Source organism: Enterobacter sp. Taxon_8, from assembly GCF_058354585.1.
The window spans coordinates 1,161,225-1,182,376 of the sequence record NZ_CM177989.1; the positions used below are offsets into that span (position 1 = coordinate 1,161,225).

At 57.4% G+C, this 21,152-nt stretch carries 18 protein-coding genes; 7 read left to right on the forward strand and 11 right to left on the reverse strand.

Annotated features, from left to right (window positions below):
• Positions 1-8: 8 nt before the first annotated feature.
• A complete protein-coding gene (iolB, locus tag AC4IBF_RS05545; protein WP_133294902.1) occupies positions 9-833 on the forward strand; it encodes a 5-deoxy-glucuronate isomerase in 825 nt (274 codons plus the stop codon).
• A 54-nt stretch (positions 834-887) separates the two neighbouring features.
• Here iolB and AC4IBF_RS05550 read toward each other — a convergent pair whose 3' ends face one another.
• The 3 genes from AC4IBF_RS05550 to AC4IBF_RS05560 are packed head-to-tail and all read right to left on the reverse strand — an operon-like array spanning position 888 to position 3,391.
• Positions 888-1,631 carry an alpha/beta fold hydrolase gene (locus AC4IBF_RS05550; RefSeq protein WP_252093296.1) on the reverse strand — a complete coding sequence of 248 codons (744 nt, stop codon included), beginning with the start codon at positions 1,629-1,631 and terminating at the stop codon, positions 888-890.
• An 11-nt stretch (positions 1,632-1,642) separates the two neighbouring features.
• Positions 1,643-2,110 (reverse strand): DUF6130 family protein, encoded by a 468-nt coding sequence (locus AC4IBF_RS05555; RefSeq protein WP_248174857.1) that lies wholly within the window; start codon positions 2,108-2,110, stop codon positions 1,643-1,645.
• Positions 2,111-2,161: 51 nt separating this feature from the next.
• Positions 2,162-3,391, reverse strand: a complete 1,230-nt coding sequence (locus AC4IBF_RS05560; protein ID WP_325849393.1) for an MFS transporter — start codon at positions 3,389-3,391, stop codon at positions 2,162-2,164.
• Positions 3,392-3,488: 97 nt separating this feature from the next.
• Between AC4IBF_RS05560 and AC4IBF_RS05565 the strand changes: the two genes are divergently transcribed.
• Positions 3,489-4,379, forward strand: coding sequence for a LysR family transcriptional regulator (locus AC4IBF_RS05565; RefSeq protein WP_115875979.1), 891 nt, complete (start codon positions 3,489-3,491; stop codon positions 4,377-4,379).
• On the opposite strand, the gene AC4IBF_RS05570 is transcribed toward AC4IBF_RS05565, so the two are convergent.
• Positions 4,376-4,546, reverse strand: coding sequence for a YfgG family protein (locus AC4IBF_RS05570; RefSeq protein WP_008501648.1), 171 nt, complete (start codon positions 4,544-4,546; stop codon positions 4,376-4,378). The genes AC4IBF_RS05565 and AC4IBF_RS05570 overlap by 4 nt on opposite strands.
• A gap of 371 nt (positions 4,547-4,917) precedes the next feature.
• Between AC4IBF_RS05570 and AC4IBF_RS05575 the strand changes: the two genes are divergently transcribed.
• Positions 4,918-7,158 carry an EAL domain-containing protein gene (locus AC4IBF_RS05575; RefSeq protein WP_136195548.1) on the forward strand — a complete coding sequence of 747 codons (2,241 nt, stop codon included), beginning with the start codon at positions 4,918-4,920 and terminating at the stop codon, positions 7,156-7,158.
• Positions 7,159-7,162: 4 nt separating this feature from the next.
• Here AC4IBF_RS05575 and ppx read toward each other — a convergent pair whose 3' ends face one another.
• The 4 genes from ppx to purM form a co-directional block, all read right to left on the reverse strand.
• Positions 7,163-8,701: an exopolyphosphatase gene (gene ppx / locus AC4IBF_RS05580; RefSeq protein ID WP_045399702.1), complete on the reverse strand. Its 1,539-nt coding sequence runs from the start codon at positions 8,699-8,701 to the stop codon at positions 7,163-7,165.
• Between the two features lie 3 nt (positions 8,702-8,704).
• Positions 8,705-10,765, reverse strand: coding sequence for a polyphosphate kinase 1 (ppk1, locus tag AC4IBF_RS05585; RefSeq protein ID WP_111965176.1), 2,061 nt, complete (start codon positions 10,763-10,765; stop codon positions 8,705-8,707).
• A gap of 207 nt (positions 10,766-10,972) precedes the next feature.
• Positions 10,973-11,614, reverse strand: coding sequence for a phosphoribosylglycinamide formyltransferase (gene purN, locus AC4IBF_RS05590; RefSeq protein WP_032646794.1), 642 nt, complete (start codon positions 11,612-11,614; stop codon positions 10,973-10,975).
• A complete protein-coding gene (purM, locus tag AC4IBF_RS05595) occupies positions 11,611-12,648 on the reverse strand; it encodes a phosphoribosylformylglycinamidine cyclo-ligase (RefSeq protein ID WP_008501643.1) in 1,038 nt (345 codons plus the stop codon). The genes purN and purM overlap by 4 nt, the downstream gene beginning before the upstream one ends.
• Before the next feature lie 266 nt (positions 12,649-12,914).
• Here purM and AC4IBF_RS05600 point away from each other — a divergent pair, with 266 nt between their 5' ends.
• The 4 genes from AC4IBF_RS05600 to AC4IBF_RS05615 all read left to right on the forward strand — a co-directional run bounded on the left by AC4IBF_RS05600 (position 12,915) and on the right by AC4IBF_RS05615 (position 17,373).
• A complete protein-coding gene (locus tag AC4IBF_RS05600) occupies positions 12,915-14,345 on the forward strand; it encodes a 6-phospho-beta-glucosidase (RefSeq protein ID WP_302236111.1) in 1,431 nt (476 codons plus the stop codon).
• Between the two features lie 227 nt (positions 14,346-14,572).
• Positions 14,573-15,199 carry a uracil phosphoribosyltransferase gene (gene upp, locus AC4IBF_RS05605; RefSeq protein WP_023308769.1) on the forward strand — a complete coding sequence of 209 codons (627 nt, stop codon included), beginning with the start codon at positions 14,573-14,575 and terminating at the stop codon, positions 15,197-15,199.
• A gap of 86 nt (positions 15,200-15,285) precedes the next feature.
• Positions 15,286-16,575 (forward strand): uracil permease, encoded by a 1,290-nt coding sequence (uraA, locus tag AC4IBF_RS05610; RefSeq protein WP_491463190.1) that lies wholly within the window; start codon positions 15,286-15,288, stop codon positions 16,573-16,575.
• 96 nt (positions 16,576-16,671) lie between these two features.
• On the forward strand, positions 16,672-17,373 hold the full coding sequence (locus tag AC4IBF_RS05615) for a DnaA inactivator Hda (protein ID WP_211438414.1): 702 nt from the start codon (positions 16,672-16,674) through the stop codon (positions 17,371-17,373).
• Positions 17,374-17,393: 20 nt separating this feature from the next.
• On the opposite strand, the gene AC4IBF_RS05620 is transcribed toward AC4IBF_RS05615, so the two are convergent.
• From AC4IBF_RS05620 to celB, 3 genes are read right to left on the reverse strand one after another with little or no spacing between them, the layout of a single operon-like run.
• Positions 17,394-18,815 (reverse strand): leucyl aminopeptidase family protein, encoded by a 1,422-nt coding sequence (locus AC4IBF_RS05620; RefSeq protein ID WP_491463315.1) that lies wholly within the window; start codon positions 18,813-18,815, stop codon positions 17,394-17,396.
• A complete protein-coding gene (locus tag AC4IBF_RS05625; protein WP_491463191.1) occupies positions 18,815-19,771 on the reverse strand; it encodes a glycosylasparaginase in 957 nt (318 codons plus the stop codon). Before AC4IBF_RS05625 ends, AC4IBF_RS05620 begins: the two co-directional genes overlap by 1 nt.
• A gap of 3 nt (positions 19,772-19,774) precedes the next feature.
• Positions 19,775-21,094: a PTS cellobiose transporter subunit IIC gene (gene celB, locus AC4IBF_RS05630; RefSeq protein WP_115875973.1), complete on the reverse strand. Its 1,320-nt coding sequence runs from the start codon at positions 21,092-21,094 to the stop codon at positions 19,775-19,777.
• Between the last annotated feature and the right edge of the window lie 58 nt (positions 21,095-21,152).

The window sequence follows — 21,152 nt, forward strand, 5'->3', positions numbered from 1 at the left end:
GAGGCGACATGTCACGTTTGCTATCACGCTGGCAACAGCCGAACGCGGAGGGACGCACCCAGTCCGTCACGCCGGAAAGCGCAGGGTGGGGGTACGTCGGCTTTGAGGCGTATGAGCTGCAGGAGGGGCAGACGCTGACGCTGCCCGCCGTCAGCGAAGAGCGCTGTCTGGTGCTGGTCGCCGGGCGCGCCTCCATCAGCACGCCCTCCGCGCAGTTTACCGACATTGGCGGGCGGATGAGCCCGTTCGAGCGCATCAAGCCGTGGGCGGTGTACGTCACCCCGCAGGAGACGGTGCAGGTGAAGGCGCTGACGAAGCTTGAGCTGGCGGTCTGCGCCGCGCCGGGCAAGGGCACCTATCCGACGCGGCTGATTGCGCCGCAGGATATCGACGGTGAAGCGCGCGGCAAAGGTCACAACCAGCGCTATGTGCACAACATTTTGCCGGAAGACAGGCCCGCCGATAGCCTGCTGGTGGTGGAGGTCTGGACTAACGAGGGCTGCACCAGCTCGTACCCGAGCCACAAGCATGACACGGATAACCCGCCGCAGGAAACCTATCTGGAGGAGACCTACTACCATCGCCTCAACCCGGAGCAGGGGTTCTGCATGCAGCGCGTCTACACCGACGACAGAACGCTGGATGAGTGTATGGCGGTCTATAACCGTGACGTGGTGATGGTGCCGAAGGGCTACCACCCGGTGGCGACGATGGCCGGGTATGACAGCTACTACCTCAACGTGATGGCCGGGCCGGTGCGCAAATGGATGTTCACCTGGGAGGAGGACCACGCGTGGATTAATCGCGATTATCCCGGGGATAGCGGGCACTGAGGCTATTATTTGCCGGGTGGCGCTGCGCTTACCCGGCCTACAATTTACAAAATATTATTTTGCTTCAATCGCCTGCTCAATCGTCCGGGCAACGATCTGCGGCTGGCTCACCATCGATACGTGGCTTGCCGCCACCTCGGTGGTTTTCGCGTGGATCGTCTTCGCCATCGCCCGTTCAAGATCGGGGTTGATCATTCGGTCATTCTTGCTGACCACATACCAGCTCGGTTTGTCATGCCACGCCGCGTGGACGACTTTTTCACCAAACGCCTCTGCCTTAATTGGCCCCTGCGTGGCTGCAATCGTATCTTGAATGGCTGGCTTCACGTCAGGCGCGAAATCCTTCCTGACGGCTTCCGTCGGCAGGTATAAATAGCCGTCCGCCGTTTTGGCAATGCCCGCGCTACCCGGCGGTGCAGGGTAGCTTCCTGCCAGGTCCGCCGTCGACTGGCCGGAATCCGGGGCGAACGCCGCCACGTACACCAGCGATTTTACCCGCGCATCGTTTCCCGCCTCGCTAATCACGGTGCCGCCCCAGGAGTGGCCCACCAGCACCACGTCACCCTGCGCACGGGCGATGGCCCGCTTTGTGGCGGCAACGTCATCGTTGAGCGACGTGAGCGGGAGCTGGACGGCAATGACCTCGGCGTGCTGCTTCTGCAACAGGGCAATCACCTTATTCCAGCTGCTGCCGTCGGCAAACGCGCCGTGAACCAGCACGACGCTGGTTTTACCCTGTGCAAAGGCGCTGGCGGAAAGCGCCAGCAGGCCTGCCGTGACTACAGACAGTGCTTTCATCTTCAGACTCCTTAAAAATGGTGGACCGCCGCGTGGGGCGGGACGGTGAATTCAACGGTTTTGTGGTCGAGCGGCTTGTGTGTCGGGTCGGCCAGAATTATCGTCACCTTGTGTTTACCGGCGGGCAGCCCCACCAGGATCACCGGCTCTCCGCTGGCGTCAGCCCAGTGCCACGGCGCATCATCCACCACCACGTGAATGTGCCCGATGCGCGGGGTGACCTTGAGCGCGTCGGGCCCGAATACCGGCTCGATGCGAAGATTTTCGGCGCGGTATTGGATAAACACCGCGCCTTTGCTCAGCGGCCCGGCAAGCGGCGGATCGACGATCAGTTTTGCAGGCGGCTGCGGCTGCGCCAGCGGGGCAACGGCGGCGGGGCCGTTAACGTCCGCGGCGCTCAGATTGTCCAGGGGAGTGGCCTGGGCACCTGCGACGGATGTCAGGACAAGCAGGGGGAAAAGTACGTAGCGACGAATCATTGCTCTCTCTCCTCATCAGTTCTCAATGGCGACAGGGAAAGAAAACCATTTTTATGTATCGGAGATATTTGCCGGAGGGGGCGTTTTGTACCCGTTTGTCACCGTGGCCCGCGGGATACAGTGCGATACAGTTTGCCTCCCGGGACGGCGCACAATGGCTATCGCCAGCCCGGCAATCAGCAGCGTCAGGCCCGTCGACACCCCCATTACACCCGCGATCCCCAGCGTTTTATTTAGCCACGCATAGGCATACGGTGAGGCTGCGGCCAAAAGCTGACCGGGGATAAGCAGCATGCCCGTGCGGCGGGCATAGCTTTCCGCGCTAAACAGCTCCAGCGGCAGGGTGGCTTTGACAAGGGTAACCAGCCCGTTGATGGCCCCATAGCCCAGCACAAAGCCGGCCGCACACCAGACAAACAGGGCGCTGCTCAACCCAACAAGAAAACAGAGCGGCATGGCGAGAGCGGTAAAAAGCGTTAATGTGAATGGCGTTAAGCGAGCCCCCGCCAGCACCTCCAGCGAGCGCGCGCCTGTCTGGCCGATTCCCCACAGCATGCCGATAGCGACCGGCAGGCCGTAGTGGGCAATAAACTCCGGCAGATGGGTGGAGGTGCCGTTAGAGACAAAGGTGATGAGGGCAATGAAGGCGGCATAAAGCCAGCCGTTTCGGCGCTCGTTGTTCAGCGGCGGTGCGGCGATTTTCGTCGTCACCGTCAGCCGCTGCCGGGGAAGCGTGCGGATCAGCAACGCGCTCAGCAGGCCAAGCAGGGCATAAATGCGTAATGCGTCCTGCCAGCGCATCACGTGAAGCAGCGCATCGCCCAGCGGCCAGAAGACGACAGAGGCCAGCCCGCCCGCCAGCGTGACGCGCGAGATTGTTCTTCGCGCCTGTTGTCCGTAGAGGTTGACCAGCGCGGCGAAGAGCGCATCGTACAGCGACAGGCGCATTCCCACGCCTGTGATCAGCCAGGCGCCGTACCATCCATAAAGCGTCCGGGTATACGCCATACAGGCACAGCTTGCGGCGATCAGCAGCGTTCCGCCCACCACCACCTTCTGACCGCCAAAGCGTGCCAGCAGGCGGGCGACAAAAGGGGAAACCGCCGCCATCACCAGCATCGCCAGCGTCAGGCCGAGGTAAATCTGCGGTGATGACCATCCCCGGTCGGCTGAAATGGCCAGCGCAAAGGTGCCGGGCATATAAAACGAGATCCCCCAGTTGATGAGCTGATTGCACCCGGCTGTGAGGGCGAGGCGGTGTGGCAGGGCAGGTATTTCCATGAGTGTTCATTCCGCTATGCAGTTGTCCTGAGCATAACGGGCGCGGTATTGTGCTGGCAGGGCTGCAACCTTATGCGCGGTATAAGAGAAACTTTGAATGACGACGCTTAATCTGGGCTATCTCGCCACCTTCCGTCTGGTGATCCAGCGCGGCAGCTTTTCAGCAGCAGCGGATGTGCTGGGTATCTCCCAGCCCGCCGTCAGCCTGCAAATACGCCAGCTGGAGCAGTTTCTGCAAACGCGGCTGGTGGAGCGTACCGGGCGAGGGATAAAGGCGACGGCAGCCGGAGAGGCATTGCTGGCGCATGGGGAGCGTATTCAGCAGGTGGTGGATGACGCCATTCGGTCGGTGAGCGCATTCAGCCACGATGTGAGCGGCACTATTACGCTTGGCACGGGGGCAACGGCCTGCATTCATTTTCTGCCACCTCTGCTGGAGCAGCTACGACGCGACTATCCGCTCCTGAACGTAGGGGTGACGACGGGCAACACCCGCGATATCGTCAGGGCCATCGAAGAGAACCGTCTCGATATGGGGCTGGTCACGCTGCCGGTGAGTGGCAAGGCGTTGGACGTCATGCCGGTGATGGACGAAGAGTTTGTTTTTATCGCCTCGCCGGAGCTGAAGGATGTTTTCAGAGACTTTACCCCGGATGCGCTGCACGCTCAGCCGCTGATTGCCTTTGAATCAGGTAGCGGAACCCGGACGCTGATCGATGGCTGGTTTGCGGCTAATGGATTAACGATCGCACCGGTGATGCAGCTTGGCAGCATCGAGGCGATCAAACGCATGGTTCGCGCGGGACTGGGCTACAGCATCGTGCCTCGAATGGCGGTAGAACAGGATGGCGATCGCGAAGGGCTATGCGTGATGTCGCTTACGCCCATGCTGCAGCGGCAGCTGGCGGTGGTGATGCGACAGGATAAAATCCTCAGCAAAGGGATAGCGGCCATTATTCGGCTCGTGCAGCATCCTTCGGCGGTTTAGCGGTCAGCGGTGTCGACGGTGAGGCTGGATTGCTGCGACTGGGTTTTGTCCTGATGGTGGTACCAGGCGCCAATCGAGGAGTAAACGAAGCGGCCAAAGAAAAACAGAAAGCTGATGAGCAGTATGATGCGGGTCATTCGGGTGTTAAATCGATGTCGTTTGCGCATACGCGTGACCTGACTCACTCTGTTTATCCTGGGTAAGCCCTTTTGGGCGATAAGGATATTAAGGCACAGCGGGAAGAAGGGGTCAATTCTGCAGTGTGTAAATAACCGTCAATGTATACATTTATTAATGTTATTGAATTTAATTAATGCATTTACCATATTGATAATATGAAGAAAATTATTTCAAAAAAAATGCCACAAAGAGTAATTTGCGTAAAGTAGTTTGATTTAAGTCAACGGATTCCCGGCCCTTATATTTAAAATCCTTCCTCCACACAGTTCGCCCCGCACGCCGCCGGGCGGCGCGTACGTCAGGTTGGATGCCTGTCTTTATTTTCCCTCTGGAGCGAAAGGGGTTTAACCGGGCATCTATGAACATTCTCGCTTTCCTGAAAAAAAATGAAAACCGTTGGTGGGCATTGCCGCTTATTTTGCCTGTGGTTTTGCTTCCCGTACTGAGCATCGCGAATACCTTCACGCAGCTGGGAGACGGCATTGCGGCACTCTATTATTTACCCCTCTCATTTTTGCTTTCGCTGATGATGTTCTTTGGGCTGGAAGCGCTGCCCGGGATCGTATTGTCGCTGTTTATCCGCTATTACCCCTCGGTCGGCATGTTCGAAACGGTCGCTGGTATGCTCCATTTTGTCGTCCCTTTAGTGCTGAGCTGGGGCGGCTACCGGGGGTTTGCGCCCAGACGGAATATGACCGCATACGGCGACATCCGGCTGATGGCGCAGCGCATCTTCTGGCAGGTCTTCTGCCCCGCGACGCTATTTCTGGTGCTGTTTCAGTTTGCGGTGTATTTAGGCGTGTATGAGAGCCGGCAGAGCCTTGCGGGATTAAACCCTCTTAATATTCGCACGCTCATCAACTATCAGACGCTGCTGGTCAGCGGGCTGACGGGCGTGCCGCTGAGCTATCTGCTGATCCGCCTGATTCGCCATCCGCGCTATCTCAAAAGCCTTTTCTCGCAGATCCGTTCCCAGATAGATAAAAAGGTGACGGTCATTGAGTTTCTGATGTGGGCGATTGCGCTAGGCGGGCTGCTTACGCTGCTGCTGCTCCCGATGAATGAAAACAGCTCCATTTTCACCACGAACTACACCCTGTCGCTGCTCATGCCGGTGATGCTCTGGGGCGCGATGCGTTTTGGCTATAAGCTGATTTCGCTAATCTGGACGCCGATACTGCTGGTATCTATTCACTATTTTTACCGCTATATCCCGGTGAACCCGGGGTATGACATTCAGCTGGCGATCACCTCTTCCAGTTACCTGGTCTTCTCGTTCGTGGTGATTTATATGTCGATGCTGGCAACCCGGCAGCGCGCGGTGAACAAACGCTCGCGCAGGCTGGCGCTGCTCGATCCGGTCGTCCATATGCCTAACCTGCGGGCGCTGTCGCGCGATCTGGCGAAAAACCCGTGGTCGGCGCTCTGCCTGCTGCGTATTCCGGAGCTGGAAATTCTGGGTCGAAATTACGGCGTGTTGCTGCGGATTCAGTACAAGCAGCAGCTGGCGCAGTGGGTAAACGGTACCCTCCAGCCCAACGAGCAGGTGTATCACCTCACCGGGTATGACATGGCGGTGCGGCTCAACGCGGAATCGCACCAGCAGCGAATTGAAACCCTGGACGAGCATATCAAGCAGTTCCGCTTTGTCTGGGACGGCATGCCGCTGCAGCCGCAGGTGGGCGTGAGCTATTGCTATGTCCGGTCCCCGGTTAACCATCTTTATCTGGTGCTGGGCGAGCTGGGCGTGGTTGCCGACCTGTCGCTCGCCTCCAACCATCCGGAAAATCTTCAGCAGCGGGGTGCCGTCCATTTGCAGCGCAACCTGAAGGATAAAGTCGCGATGATGAGCCGCCTGCAAAAGGCGCTTGATAACGACGAATTCACCCTGCTGGTTCAACCCGTTCGCGGCATGCGTGGCGATTGCTATCACGAAGTCCTGCTCCGGATGCCGGATATCAACGGGCTATTGATCTCCCCCGACCAGTTCCTGCCCGTCGCGCAGGAGTTTGGTCTCTCTTCTCGGGTAGATTTGTGGGTGCTCGAGCACACCCTGCGCTTTCTCGCCGCGCATCGCGAAAGACTGCCCGGCCAGCGCTTTGCCATTAATCTGGCCCCGTCGACCGTGTGTCGGGTGCAGTTTCCGCTTGAGGTGAGCCGCCTGCTGGCGAAATACGCCATTGAGCCGTGGCAGCTAATCTTTGAAGTGACGGAGTGCAGCACCTTTTGCAATGCGGAGCAGGCGCAACACATCCTCCGGCAGCTGCAGAAAATGGGGGTACGTATTGCGATTGATGATTTTGGCACCGGCTATGCGAGCTATGCGCGGCTGAAAAGCGTGGATGCGGATATTCTCAAGATCGACGGCAGCTTTATCCGCAATATCGTCAACAACAGCCTGGATTATCAGATTGTGGCGTCTATCTGCCATCTGGCGCGCATGAAGAAGATGCTGGTGGTGGCGGAGTACGTCGAGACCGAAGAGATACGTAGCGCGGTTCACGCGCTAGGCATCGATTATGTGCAGGGCTATCTGATTGGCAGACCGGCGCCGCTTGAGTCGCTGCTGGAAGCTGAGGCGTCCTGCGCGGACGCCTGAACCGTTACGCGGCGACGTCGGCGCTCTCTTCTTCAATTTTAAGCAGCCAGCCGGTGACCGCTTCCCAGTACTGCTGCTCTTTTTCCAGGTCCAGCAGGACCAGCGCGTTCTGGCTGAACCAGTCGTGCGGGAAGCTCAGCGTCCAGTGATGGTCGTCGGTTTTAAGCTTCAGCGTGGGCGGCGTGGTGGTGGCCTGGCGCTGGTTATTGAGCAGTACGCCCAGACGCAGCAGCTGTATAAGCGGCAGGAACTGTTTTTTCTTGAACAGCGTGAAGCGCGGCAGGTCGTCGAGCTTGATAGCTTTGCGGTGATAACGCACCAGGGTCGCCATCATGGTTTGCTGCTCCTGGTTGAAGCCAGGCAGATCGCTATTTTGCAGAATGTAGGCCGAATGGCGATGCATCCCGCTGTGGTTGATGTTGAGCCCCACCTCGTGGAGCATTGCGGCCCATTTTAACAGCGCGGCAAGCTGCGGGTGCGCGAGCTTCGGATTCTGCTCTTCCCACTGCTCGTACATCTGCACCGTGGTGTCCAGCACGCGCTTCGCCTGCTCGCGGTCGATGTTGTACTGGTTAGCCAGGCTTTGCGCGGTGCGGCTGCGAATATCCTGATGGCGGAAGCGGCCTTCCATCTCATACAGCACACCTTCGCGCAGCGCGCCGTCGGAAAGGCGCAGCTCTTTAATGGCGAGGGCATCAAACACGCCGCAGAGGATGGCCAGCCCCGGAACGAAGACCACCTTACGCTCGTCGGAAAGCCCCGGCAGGCTTAAGGCGTCAAAACTTTTATGCTTCAGCACCTCTTCGGTCAGCAATGTCAGGCGTTCGGGCGTGATAAACCCGTCTTTTTCACCCATCGCCAGCAGCACTTCATGCGCCGCTTTGATGGTACCCGACGCGCCAAGCGCCACGTTCCAGCCCTGGATACGGTACTGCCAGGCCAGGTTTTCCAGCTTCTGGACGGCCGCCATCCGCGCACGCTGGAAGTTCTCGCGGGTGATGCTACCGCCCGGGAAATACATCTGTGCGAAGCTGACGCAGCCCATACGGCGGCTTTCCACCAGGCGCGGCTCAAAGTCTTCGCCGATCACAAGCTCCGTAGAACCACCGCCGATGTCGATCACCAGCTTGCGCCCTTTTTCCGGCTGGGTGTGCTCGACGCCCATGAAGATCAGACGCGCTTCCTCGTTGCCGGAGATGATCTCAATCGGGTAGGGGATCACCTTTTCGGCCCGCTTGAGAAACTCAGGGGCATTCAGGGCCTGGCGCAGGGTGTGGGTGCCCACGATGCACACGCTGGAGGGCGAGAAGCCCTGCAGGCGCTCAGCAAACAGCGACAGGCAGTTTAACCCGCGCTCCATCGCCTCTTCGCTGAGCATGCTGCGTTCATCAAGACCATCCGCCAGGTGTACGCGCTGCTTCAGACGACCGATGATCTGCAGCGCGCCATCCACCTCACGGGCGATGACCATGTGGAAACTGTTAGAGCCAAGATCGACCGCGGCGAATTCCTGCGGGCGTGGGGTCTTATCATTTATCGGCATAGGTTAATCGGGTTGCTCGAGTGATTTGATATAGTCGTAAATCGCCAGTTGCGACCGCACTTTACGGCGGTTGCCGCGCGGTACATAGCGGTTACTGAGTTCTTTGTCGATATAGCGTGCTTTCACGGTATCGCTGAACAGAATCTCGATGATGTCGAGGATCTGCTGCTTCAGGCGCGGATCCAGCAGCGGTGCCGCGACTTCAATTCGGTAGTCAATATTGCGCGTCATCCAGTCTGCCGAAGAAAGATAGACCTGCTTATCACCCGCATTATCGAAAATATAGACCCGATCGTGCTCCAGGTAGCGGTCAACAATGCTGATCACGCGAATATTGTCGCTGATGCCTTCCAGTTCCGGGATCAGCGAGCACATGCCGCGGATCAGAAGATTAACCGGTACGCCGGAGCTGGACGCCGCATACAGCCTGTCCACCAGCCCTTTATCGACCAGGTTGTTAAGCTTCAGCGTGATGCCGGACGACAGCCCTTTCTGGGCATTGGCGATCTCTTTATCGATCATATCGTACAGCAGACGGCGCGAGTTCTGCGGCGAGACCAGCAGATAGTCAAAGCTCACCGGACGGTACGGGTTTTCGATAAAGTTAAAGACCCGGCGCACTTCGTTAGTGATGCGGGCATCGGCAGTTAAGAGCGAGTAGTCGGTATAAATTCGCGCGGTTTTCTCGTTAAAGTTCCCGGTACCGATGTGGGCATAACGCACCACCTCATCGCCCTCTTTACGAGAGATGAGGAACAGCTTGGCGTGAATTTTCAGCCCCGGCGCGGAGAAAATAACGTGCACACCGGCTTCCGTCAGACGACGCGCCCAGTGAATGTTCGCCTCTTCGTCGAAGCGCGCCTGCAGCTCAACCACCACGGTGACTTTTTTGGCGTTGTGCGCCGCGTGGATCATCGCATCGATGATGCGGGAATCTTTTGCCACGCGGTAGATGTTGATTTTGATCGCCAGCACGCTCGGGTCGAACGAGGCCTGACGCAGCAGTTCCAGCACGTGCTCGAAGGTGTGGTACGGATAGTAGAGCAGGACATCGCGTTCGCGGATGGCGTCGAATCCGTTGCGGAATTTATCGAACCAGAGATGGCGCAGGCGCGGCAGCGGCTTGTTTACCAGATTGGCTTTGCCGACGTTCGGGAAGCCAATAAAATCTTTAAAGTTGTGGTAACGACCGCCCGGAACGATGGAGTCATAGCGCGAAATGGTCAGTTTCTCACGCAGCATCTCCACCATGGCGTCCGGCATATCGCGCTGATAGACGAAGCGCACCGGTTCAGCCGTCAGGCGCTGTTTCAGGCTGGATGACATCAGCTCCATCAGGCTGGCTTCCATCTCGTGCACCAGGTCATATTCGGCGTCACGGGTCATTTTCATCGAGTAGGCGTTTAACGCATCGTAATCGAAGAAGCCTTTGAAGATGTCGTCCAGACAGTAGCGCAGGATGTTATCCAGCAGGATCATTGGTTTGCGTCTGCGCGGAGTTTCCGGCGGCAGGTTCACAAAGCGCGGCACCTTGTCGGATGGGATCTCCAGCAGCGCGTAACGGATAGACTCACCGCGAATAATTTCCACCGCCAGGTAGGTGTAGTCATCTTTCAAAAACTGCACCAGATCGGTTTCGCGGTTGATCAGAATGGGGGTAATGTGCTGGCGCAGATAGTGTTTGAAGTAGTGGCGCAGCCAGTTTTGTTGGTTAACGGAAAGCTGACGTTCGTTAATCAGGAAGATTTGATTGCGCGCCATCTCCAGCAGCAGTTCGTTATACAGGCCGTCAAATTCCTGATCGGCTTTCAGCACGCGGGACTGGATTTTGCCCAGCAGATGCCGCGAGTGCGAGTTTAAGCCCTGTTCTTCGCTGATGATGATGCGTCTTTTCAGCTCGGCAAAGCGAACTTTGTAGAACTCATCCAGGTTGTTCGAATAAATACCCAAAAAACGCATGCGCTCGATCAGCGGGTTACTTTTGTCTGCCGCTTCCTGGAGTACACGTTCGTTGAATGCTAACCAGCTTAGCTCTTTCTCGATATATAACTTTTCCTGACCCATTACAGCTCACACTCCAGTTCAATCACAGGACGTGGTAAATCCGTCTCGTCCTTATTATGGCGAGCATTTCCACGATATGTCCAACAGTGCCAGAAAAGTATGACAGTTATTTTTTTTGTTGAGGAATTTAAAGGGTTGGGGAGGGGACATTCGGGTAATGCATCAGGCAGGTCGGGTAAGCGCAGAAGCGCCACCCGACATATTAAACTACTCTTCCGCCGCATGGCCCTGCGGAGGTAACTTAACGCCGTCCAGCCAGGCAGCGCCGTCGCGCATCTCGAGACGTCCGTCGACAAACCAGCTTACCACCAGCGGGTAAATGGCGTGTTCCTGGGTCTGCACGCGTTCGGTCACGTCTTCTTCGCTATCGCCGTCAAAGACCGGGACTTTCGCCTGCAGGATAACCGGACCGCCGTCCAGCTCGTCGGTAACGAAATGCACGGAGGTGCCGTGCTCCTCATCGCCATTTTCCAGAACCTGACGATGGGTATGCAGGCCGGGATATTTCGGCAGAAGAGAAGGGTGAATATTCAGCAGACGTCCGGCGAAGTGTTCTACAAAAGCCGGGCTCAGAATGCGCATATAGCCCGCCAGCACGACTACGTCCGGCGCGTAGGCATCAATCTCATGCACCAGCTCGCGGTCAAAGGCTTCACGTCCGGCGAACTGGCTGGCTTCCAGCGCGTGCGCGGGAATGTTGGCTTCCCGCGCGCGCTCAAGGCCGAACGCGTCGGCCTTGTTGCTGAATACTGCCCGAATGGTGCCGTTGATTTTCTTCTGCTTGCAGGCGTCTATGATGGCCTGCAAATTGCTTCCGTTGCCGGAAATGAGCACCACGATGTTTTTCATTCAATGACCACACGCTGTTCGGAATCGGAGGCTTTAATCGTACCGATTTTCCACGCGTTTTCACCTTTCTCCGTCAGCAGCTTCACTGCTTTATCCGCTTCGCTTGCCGGCAGGGCGATAACCATGCCCACGCCGCAGTTAAAGGTGCGGTACATTTCGTGAGAGCTCACGTTGCCCGCGGTCTGCAGCCAGTTAAACACGGCTGGCCACTGCCATGAGGATTCGTCGATCACCGCCTGGGTGTTGTCCGGCAGAACGCGCGGAATATTTTCCCAGAAGCCGCCGCCGGTCAGGTGGGCAATGGCGTGAACGTCGACGTTCTCGATAAGCTCGAGCACGTTCTTCACGTAGATACGGGTTGGCGCCAGCAGATGGTCGGCCAGCGGTTTACCGTCGAGTTCGGTCGTCAGCGGGTCACAGCCGCTCACTTCGAGGATTTTACGCACCAGGGAGTAGCCGTTAGAGTGCGGGCCGCTGGAGGCCAGCGCGATCAGCACATCGCCATCGGCCACTTTGCTGCCGTCGATAATTTCTGATTTTTCTACTACGCCGACGCAGAAGCCCGCGACGTCATAATCTTCGCCGTGATACATGCCCGGCATTTCTGCGGTTTCACCACCGACCAGCGCGCAGCCAGACTGCAGACAGCCTTCGGCGATACCGTTAATCACGCTTGCCGCGGTATCTACGTCCAGTTTGCCGGTCGCGTAATAATCGAGGAAGAACAGCGGCTCTGCGCCCTGTACCACCAGGTCATTCACGCACATCGCGACCAGATCGATACCGATCGTGTCGTGACGTTTTAAATCCATCGCCAGGCGCAGCTTGGTGCCTACACCGTCAGTACCCGAGACCAGAACAGGTTCACGATATTTTTGCGGCAGCGCGCACAGTGCGCCGAATCCACCCAGACCACCCATCACTTCCGGGCGGCGGGTTTTTTTCACCACACCTTTGATTCGGTCAACCAGCGCATTACCTGCGTCAATATCAACACCGGCATCTTTGTAGCTGAGAGAAGTTTTGTTGGTCACGGCTTAAATCCCCACGCGATTGCATAGCTAGTAAGAAAAATCGGCGCAATTCTAACAGTCCAGGCAAACGTTTGCGAGCCTATTCTGGACGTGGGGATCTTTTTTTCTGTGTGCCTTATGAATGCAGCCAAACTTGACTCTGTTCACGAAAATGAAACCGGTTTCTGAGAACTGCTTGCAACAGCTATGCCCTTTGCACATCATCGAACTGAAACCGGTTTCTGTAATTGTTTTTGCAGAAAATAACGCAGAATGAGGGAAAGCGAATGTCAGGATTTAAAGCAGATTTTCTGTGGGGCGGGGCCGTTGCGGCGCACCAGCTGGAAGGCGGCTGGAAAGAGGGCGGCAAGGGCGTGAGCGTTGCCGATGTCATGACCGCGGGGGCGCACGGCGTGCCGCGTGAAATCACCAACGGCGTGCTGGAGGGGAAAAATTACCCTAACCATGAAGCCATTGATTTCTACCACCGCTATAAAGAAGACATCAGACTCTTTGCCGAGATGGGGTTCAAATGCTTCCGCACCTCTATTGCCTGGACGCGGATCTTCCCGAAAGGCGACGAGCTTGAGCCTAACGAGGCTGGCCTGAAATTCTATGACGATCTGTTCGACGAATGCCTGAAGTACGGCATCGAACCGGTTATCACCCTTTCTCACTTCGAGATGCCTTTCCATCTGGTCACGGAATACGGCGGCTGGCGCAACCGTAAGCTGATCGACTTCTTCGTTCGTTTTGCAAAAGTGGTATTCCAGCGCTATCAGCATAAAGTGAAGTACTGGATGACCTTCAACGAGATCAACAACCAGGCCAACTTCCACGAAGATTTTGCGCCGTTCACTAACTCCGGGCTGAAGTACGCGCCGGGTGAAGACCGTGAGCCGGTGATGTTCCAGGCGGCGCACTATGAGCTGGTGGCCAGCGCCCTGGCGGTGAAGGCGGGGCGCGAGATTAACCCGTCGCTGCAGATTGGCTGCATGATTGCCATGTGCCCTATCTACCCGCTCACCTGCGCGCCGGACGATATGATGATGGCGATGAATGCCATGCACCGCCGCTACTGGTTCACCGACGTGCACGTGCGCGGCAGGTACCCGCAGCATCTGCTCAACTACTTTGCGCGTCGCGGCTTCACGCTGGATATTACCGAAGAAGATAAAGCCGCGCTGAAGCAGGGCTGCGTCGATTACATCGGCTTCAGCTACTATATGTCCTTCGCCACCAAGGCGACGGCGGATAACCCGCAGCTGGATTACGACGAGAGCAAGAGCCTGGTCACTAACCCGTACGTGCAGAAATCGGACTGGGGCTGGCAGATTGACCCGGTGGGGCTGCGCTACTCCCTAAACTGGTTCTGGGATCACTATCAGCTGCCGCTGTTTATCGTTGAAAACGGCTTTGGCGCGATCGACGTGCAGGAGAGCGACGGCACGGTGAACGACCAGTACCGCATTGACTACCTGTCCGCCCACATCCGCGAGATGAAAAAAGCGGTGGAGGAAGATGGCGTGGATCTGATGGGCTATACCCCGTGGGGCTGTATCGACCTCGTTTCTGCCGGTACGGGCGAAATGAAAAAACGCTACGGCTTTATCTTTGTCGACAAAGACAATGAAGGCAACGGCACGCTGAACCGCAGCAAGAAGAAATCGTTCGACTGGTATAAGCAGGTAATTGCGAGCAACGGCGATAGCCTGTAATTGCCGGGTGGCGCTAACGCTTACCCGACCTACACTACACGTAGGTCCGCGTAAGCGCAGCGTCACCGGGCAGAACCCGCACCCAAGCCGGAGTCTCGCCTCCGGTTTTTTTTGTCTCTAAATCACTTTGCTTGATATACGTCAAGCAAGATGGGTATGGCCTAATCCGAAAAAAGCGGTATAATCCCGCGATTTTTTTGCGGACGCCGCCTCAGAGGAGAAAGAGAATGAAGATTGTGGAAGTGAAACACCCACTCGTTAAACACAAGTTGGGCCTGATGCGTGAGCATGACATCAGCACGAAGCGTTTTCGCGAACTGGCATCTGAAGTCGGCAGCCTGCTGACATACGAAGCGACCTCCGATCTGGAAACAGAAAAAGTCACCATCGAAGGCTGGAACGGCCCGGTGCAGGTTGAGCAGATCAAAGGTAAGAAAATTACCGTGGTGCCAATCCTGCGTGCCGGTCTCGGCATGATGGAAGGCGTGCTGGAGCACGTGCCAAGCGCGCGCATCAGCGTGGTCGGGATCTACCGTAACGAAGAAACCCTTGAGCCGGTTCCTTACTTCCAGAAGCTGGTGTCTAACATCGACGAGCGTATGGCGCTGGTGGTTGACCCGATGCTGGCGACCGGTGGTTCGATGATCGCCACCATCGACCTGCTGAAAAATGCAGGTTGTAACAGCATTAAGGTGCTGGTGCTGGTTGCGGCTCCGGAAGGGATCGCGGCGCTGGAAAAAGCGCACCCGGACGTTGAGCTGTATACCGCCTCTATCGACCAGGGCCTGAACGAGCACGGATACATCATTCCGGGGCTCGGCGATGCCGGCGATAAGATCTTTGGTACGAAATAATCGAATAACGATAAATAAGCCGACTTTGATAGTCGGCTTTTTTTTGAATAAAACACCAACAACAATACTACTCAGAGGAAAACACTATGACGCGCCGTGCTATCGGGGTGAGTGAAAGACCGCCGCTTTTACAGACTATCCCGCTTAGTTTGCAGCACCTGTTCGCCATGTTTGGCGCAACCGTGCTGGTGCCAATCCTGTTCCACATTAACCCGGCAACCGTGCTGTTGTTCAACGGCATCGGTACGTTGTTGTACCTCTTTCTCTGTAAAGGCAAAATCCCGGCGTATCTCGGGTCGAGCTTCGCGTTTATCTCGCCGGTTTTGCTGCTGCTGCCGCTGGGTTATGAAGTCGCGCTGGGCGGCTTTATCATGTGTGGCGTCCTGTTCTGCGTGGTGTCCTTCATTGTGAAGAAAGCCGGTACCGGCTGGCTGGACGTGATGTTCCCGCCTGCGGCGATGGGCGCCATCGTTGCGGTCATCGGTCTTGAACTGGCGGGTGTGGCGGCGAATATGGCCGGTCTGCTGCCTGCTGACGGCCAGTCACCGGATTCCAAAACCATTATCATCTCGCTGGTTACGCTGGGCGTAACGGTGTTTGGCTCCGTCCTGTTCCGCGGCTTTATGGCGATAATCCCGATCCTGATCGGCGTGCTGGCGGGCTACGCGCTCTCCTTCGCGATGGGCGTGGTGGACACCACTCCGATTGCCGAGGCGCACTGGTTCGCGCTGCCAACCTTCTACACCCCTCGCTTCGAATGGTTTGCGATTTTCACCATTCTGCCTGCGGCGCTGGTGGTGATTGCGGAGCACGTCGGCCACCTGGTGGTGACGGCGAACATCGTTAAGCGCGATTTGATCCGTGACCCGGGTCTGCACCGTTCCATGTTTGCGAACGGTTTCTCCACCATTATCTCCGGTTTCTTTGGCTCAACGCCAAACACCACCTACGGTGAGAACATCGGCGTGATGGCGATTACCCGCGTCTACAGTACCTGGGTTATCGGCGGCGCGGCGATCATCGCCATTCTGCTCTCCTGCGTCGGCAAGCTGGCGGCAGCGATTCAGATCATCCCGGTGCCGGTGATGGGCGGCGTGTCTCTGCTGCTGTACGGGGTAATTGGTGCCTCCGGTATTCGCGTGCTGATTGAATCCAAAGTGGATTACAGCAAGGCGCAGAACCTGATCCTGACCTCAGTAATCCTGATTATCGGCGTGAGCGGCGCGAAGGTGCACATCGGTGCGGCCGAGCTGAAGGGCATGGCGCTGGCGACCATCGTCGGCGTTGGCCTGAGCCTGATCTTCAAGCTGATCTCGGTGATCCGCCCTGAAGAGGTGGTACTGGACGCGGACGAAAGCGAAAAAGCGTCACATTGATCGAAAAGTCGGGCGAGGGATCGCCCGGTTCTCTCCTTGCAGGTTCCGTGTTAAACTCCTTTCCGATTTTACGTAGGATCTCTGGTTGAGGTATTTCTGAACGGACCGGCACAGCTCTCTCTGCCACTTTATCTCCCTGACGACGAAACTTTCGCGAGTTTCTGGCCGGGTGATAACCCCTCTTTACTGGCTGCACTGCAAAACGTGCTGCGCCAGGATCACAGCGGATACATCTATATCTGGTCACGCGAAGGCGCGGGGCGCAGCCATCTGCTGCATGCCGCCTGCGCGGAGCTTTCAGCGCGCGGTGATGCAGTAGGCTACGTGCCGCTGGATAAACGTACGTGGTTCGTGCCTGAGGTGCTGGAGGGAATGGAACATCTCTCGCTGGTCTGCATCGATAATATCGAGTGCGTGGCGGGGGACGAGCCGTGGGAAATGGCGATCTTCAACCTCTACAACCGCATCCTGGAGTCGGGCAAAACCCGGCTGCTGATCACCGGCGATCGTCCACCGCGACAGCTGAATCTGGGGCTGCCGGATCTGGCGTCTCGTCTGGACTGGGGGCAAATCTACAAGCTCCAGCCGCTGTCGGATGAAGATAAGCTTCAGGCGTTACAGCTGCGCGCAAAACAGCGCGGATTTGAGCTGCCGGAAGACGTGGGCCGCTTTCTGCTCAAGCGGCTGGATCGCGAAATGCGTACGCTGTTTGACACGCTCGATCAGCTCGATCGCGCCTCCATTACCGCCCAGCGCAAGCTGACCATTCCGTTTGTGAAAGATATTCTCAAGCTTTGAATTTTCTCGCCCGGTGGCGGCTAAATATCCCCAATTAGATGCTCAACCAGAAGTGGAATCGGTCTTCCCGATGCCACGCTCCGTCCGTTTCCGCGCCACAGCGCCGTACCGCTGATGTCCAGATGCGCCCACGGGATTGTCGGCGGGCAAAAGTGGTGCAGAAGCCACGCTGCCGAAGCACTGATTGCTGCATTATTGGTCGGCGTGTTGCACAGATCGGCGATGGCGCTGTCGGTCTGTTTTTTCAGCCGCGCATCCAGCGGCAGGGACCACACTTCATCGCCGCTCTGCTTGCCCGCCAGCGTCAGCGCCGCGCGCAGCGGTTCATCCTGCGTCATTAATCCGCTCAATTCATACCCCAGCGCCTTCACGACCGCACCGGTTAAGGTCGCCATATCAATAATATAGCGCGCCTGCGGATGGCGCTGGCTGGCCCAGGCGATGGCGTCTGCCAGCACCAGTCGGCCTTCGGCATCGGTATTGTTGATTTCAACCGTGGTGCCGTTGCAGGCCGTCGCCACCGTTCCGGGCTGCATGGCGTCCGGGCCAATGGCGTTTTCCGCCAGTGCCAGCACGCCCATAATGCGTACGGGCAGCGCCAGCTCTGCGGCGGTCAGCATCAGGCCCAGCACGTTAGCCGCACCGCACATGTCGTATTTCATGGTATACATGCCCGCGCCTTCCTTCAGCCACAGGCCGCCTGTATCAAAGGTTATGCCTTTTCCCACATAGCAGCGCACCGGGCCGTCGTTGACGCCGTCATAATGGATCGCCAGCAGGCGCGGCGGACAGGTCGCCCCTTTGCCAACGGCGTGCAGCAGCCCCAGACTCTGCTCAACGATTTGCTTTTCATCCAACACCTCGCAGCGCAGAAAAGGGAAGGCGGCACACAGTTTTTGCGCCTCTTCCACCACAAACTGCGGCGTGCATCGGTCGGACGGGATATCCGCCAGCCGTCGCGCAGCGACCATTCCGTGGGCGATGGCCTGCTGCTGGCGGAAGATTCCCTCCAGTTTTGCCTGCTGTTCCGGCAGGCAAAGGGCAGTAATGTGCGTAAGGCGCACCGTCGATTCATCCGTTTTCTTCAGCTTCAGATCGCTTAGCCTGTGCGCCTGATTAAAGAGAAAACGCAGCACCTGCGCCAGCACCACATCGTCGATATCGGTAACGTCCAGTATCAGCTCGGGGCTGACGGGCGAGGCCAGCAGCGGGCGCAGCGCCGTCAGTAATCCTTCGGTCAGGCTATCCTGCCAGAGCGCATCGGGCAGCAGAGTGATCCGGGCAAACGGGGCGCAGCCAAAGCGGGTGTCAGCGATGCTGGCAGACTCGCGCATTTCTGCGACCAGCGCCGTTTCGGGCAAATGCGTACAGGTGGCGGACGCAATCAAATGGCTCTGCGGAGCCGCGTCAGAAAGCGCGTTGATAAACTGATACGTAATCATCATGACTCCTCAATCGGCGCGCGGATCCGCGCGGCATAGGCCTGCATCCACTCATCGTCTACCGCGTGATAATGCGTTTTCTCCCGCAGGCGTTCGGTACGAAAAACGGTGAGAGGCTGGCGAGCCGTCGCCACCACAAACGAGAAGGTTTTGATGTTGGTGGCGGCACCAAATTCGCCTTTGTTGTTCATGCACACCACTGAGAGATCGCCCGCGCGCCCAAAGCGCGACATCAGCTTGTCTTCCAGTTCGAACACTACCGAATCGGCAGCCTGCTGGGGCGTCATGCCCTGCGCCATGCGGCGGACGATTTCGTAGCTGGTGCAGCCTTTCATCAGATCTTCACCGACGCCCGTGGCGGTGGCAGCGCCGATTTCACTGTCGCAGTAAAATCCGGAACCAATAATGGGCGAATCCCCGAGTCGACCGCGCTTTTTCATGAACAGGCCGCTGGTGGACGTGGCGACGCTCATCGAGCCCTGCTTATCGAGGCCGATAATGCCGACGGTGTCATGCCCGTCGTAAGGGCTTAAGCCCTTATCCAGCGTTTCACGGCAGCGTTTGCGGTAGTGCTGCAAGGCGCGGTCAGTGAGCATGGTTTTGTCGGCAAAGCCCTGGCTCAGCGCCCATTCGCGCGCGCCCTGGCCCACCAGCAGGCTGTTGTAGCGCTGGCGGCTTAACGCATGCGCCACCCGCACCGGGTTGGCGATATCCACCAGGTTGCCCACGGCACCAAACGCCAGCGTATCGCCGTCCATGTAGGCGGCGTCCAGCTCCACTTCGCCATTTTCGGTGGGCAGCCCGCCGTAGCCGACGGATTTATAAAACGGAAAATCTTCGACGGCGGCGACGGCATCCACCACCGCTGCCGAGACCGGTTTCCCCGCAGCCAGCGCAGATGCAGACTCGGTGACGCCTTCAAGCGCCATTCTCCAGGTCGCGATAATTCCCCACATGCTTTACTCCTGTTTTGCAAGGGTGGTGTCGGTTTGCGTAACGGTGACCATTTCCGCCGCGCGGTACTGTTTGTCCACGATACGCATGAAAGGTAGGTACAGCATGGCGCCAATTAGCAGGTTGATAAGCTGCATCACGCTGCCGCTCAGGTGCCCGGTAACGATAAAACCGCTGATAACGGGTGGCAGCGTCCAGGGAATAAACACCCCGGTGGTGACGGCAACCGCGCCAATCTTCATCGCTGCATACTGCACGGTAACCAGCACCAGCGGCACCAGATTGAACGGGATAAGCATGATTGGGTTCATGATCACCGGCAGGCCAAACAGGATCGGTTCGTTGATGTTAAACACTGACGCCCCGGCGCCGAGGCGCGCCACTTCCCGCATGTTTTTGCTGCGGGCGAAAATCAGCATCGCAATGACCAGCGACAGCGTGGCCCCCGCGCCGCCCATCCAGATCATGTCAAAAAACTGTTCGGTGATAATGTGCGGCGGCGTGGCGCCAGCCTGAATGGCCGCGATGTTGTCGGTCTGGTTCTCCATCCACAGCGGGCGAATGATGCCGTTAATCATCGAGCCGGAGTTAATGCCCACTGACCAGAGAATGGTGATGCTGAACACCGTCATCAGCGCGCCAAAGTATGAGGTACCGTAGTGGCGAACCGGCGTGGCCACTACTTCGTAAATAAACTGGTGGATAGTGTTGTAGTGGGTGTTTTCAAACACGATACGGATACCCAGCACCAGAATCATCACCAGCAGGGCCGGGATTAATGCCGCGAACGACTCCTGCACCGCCGGCGGCACGCCGTCCGGCATTTTGATGACCAGTTTTTTGCGCTTGAGCCAGCAGAACAGTTCCGTCCACAGCAGAGAACCAATCATCGCCACGAACAGCCCTTTACTGCCAATCCACTCCACCGGAATGACGGTAATACCGCCGTTTTCCGCCACTTTGATAAAGGGCGTCAGGATGAGAAAGGCGACCAGCGCCAGGATGCCGCAGGAGATGCGATCCTCGCCGTAGTGTTCCGCCAGGCGGAAGGCCACCAGGAAGCTGATGAACAGCGACATGGTGGAGAACACCGCGTTGAACGGAATTTCAATAATGGCGCTCCAGCTCTCACCAAAGGCCTGAGACATAAACTGCTGATAGGCTTGATTCGGGAATGACGAGATCACCAGCAGAACGGAGCCGACGATGATAAACGGCATGAAGGATACGTAGGCGCCGCGAATGGCCCCGAGATGACGCTGCTGGGCCGTTTTGGCCGCCAGCGGCATCAGTTTTGCTTCAAGAAATCCCAGAACATTGTTCATTGTGAACTCCGTACAAGATTGAGGGGTGTTGGTTGTGTTATGTCTGGGAATTATCAGT

Bases quoted from the DNA above. Each gene is read 5' to 3' on its own strand.
- upp (WP_023308769.1), top strand. From the start codon at position 14,573: ATGAAGATTGTGGAAGTGAAACACCCACTCGTTAAACACAAGTTGGGC.
- iolB (WP_133294902.1), top strand. From the start codon at position 9: ATGTCACGTTTGCTATCACGCTGGCAACAGCCGAACGCGGAGGGACGC.
- AC4IBF_RS05570 (WP_008501648.1), bottom strand. From the start codon at position 4,546: ATGCGCAAACGACATCGATTTAACACCCGAATGACCCGCATCATACTG.
- AC4IBF_RS05550 (WP_252093296.1), bottom strand. From the start codon at position 1,631: ATGAAAGCACTGTCTGTAGTCACGGCAGGCCTGCTGGCGCTTTCCGCC.
- ppx (WP_045399702.1), bottom strand. From the start codon at position 8,701: ATGCCGATAAATGATAAGACCCCACGCCCGCAGGAATTCGCCGCGGTC.
- AC4IBF_RS05565 (WP_115875979.1), top strand. From the start codon at position 3,489: ATGACGACGCTTAATCTGGGCTATCTCGCCACCTTCCGTCTGGTGATC.
- AC4IBF_RS05560 (WP_325849393.1), bottom strand. From the start codon at position 3,391: ATGGAAATACCTGCCCTGCCACACCGCCTCGCCCTCACAGCCGGGTGC.
- AC4IBF_RS05625 (WP_491463191.1), bottom strand. From the start codon at position 19,771: ATGTGGGGAATTATCGCGACCTGGAGAATGGCGCTTGAAGGCGTCACC.
- AC4IBF_RS05600 (WP_302236111.1), top strand. From the start codon at position 12,915: ATGTCAGGATTTAAAGCAGATTTTCTGTGGGGCGGGGCCGTTGCGGCG.
- AC4IBF_RS05575 (WP_136195548.1), top strand. From the start codon at position 4,918: ATGAACATTCTCGCTTTCCTGAAAAAAAATGAAAACCGTTGGTGGGCA.
- AC4IBF_RS05555 (WP_248174857.1), bottom strand. From the start codon at position 2,110: ATGATTCGTCGCTACGTACTTTTCCCCCTGCTTGTCCTGACATCCGTC.
- ppk1 (WP_111965176.1), bottom strand. From the start codon at position 10,765: ATGGGTCAGGAAAAGTTATATATCGAGAAAGAGCTAAGCTGGTTAGCA.
- AC4IBF_RS05620 (WP_491463315.1), bottom strand. From the start codon at position 18,815: ATGATTACGTATCAGTTTATCAACGCGCTTTCTGACGCGGCTCCGCAG.
- purN (WP_032646794.1), bottom strand. From the start codon at position 11,614: ATGAAAAACATCGTGGTGCTCATTTCCGGCAACGGAAGCAATTTGCAG.
- celB (WP_115875973.1), bottom strand. From the start codon at position 21,094: ATGAACAATGTTCTGGGATTTCTTGAAGCAAAACTGATGCCGCTGGCG.
- uraA (WP_491463190.1), top strand. From the start codon at position 15,286: ATGACGCGCCGTGCTATCGGGGTGAGTGAAAGACCGCCGCTTTTACAG.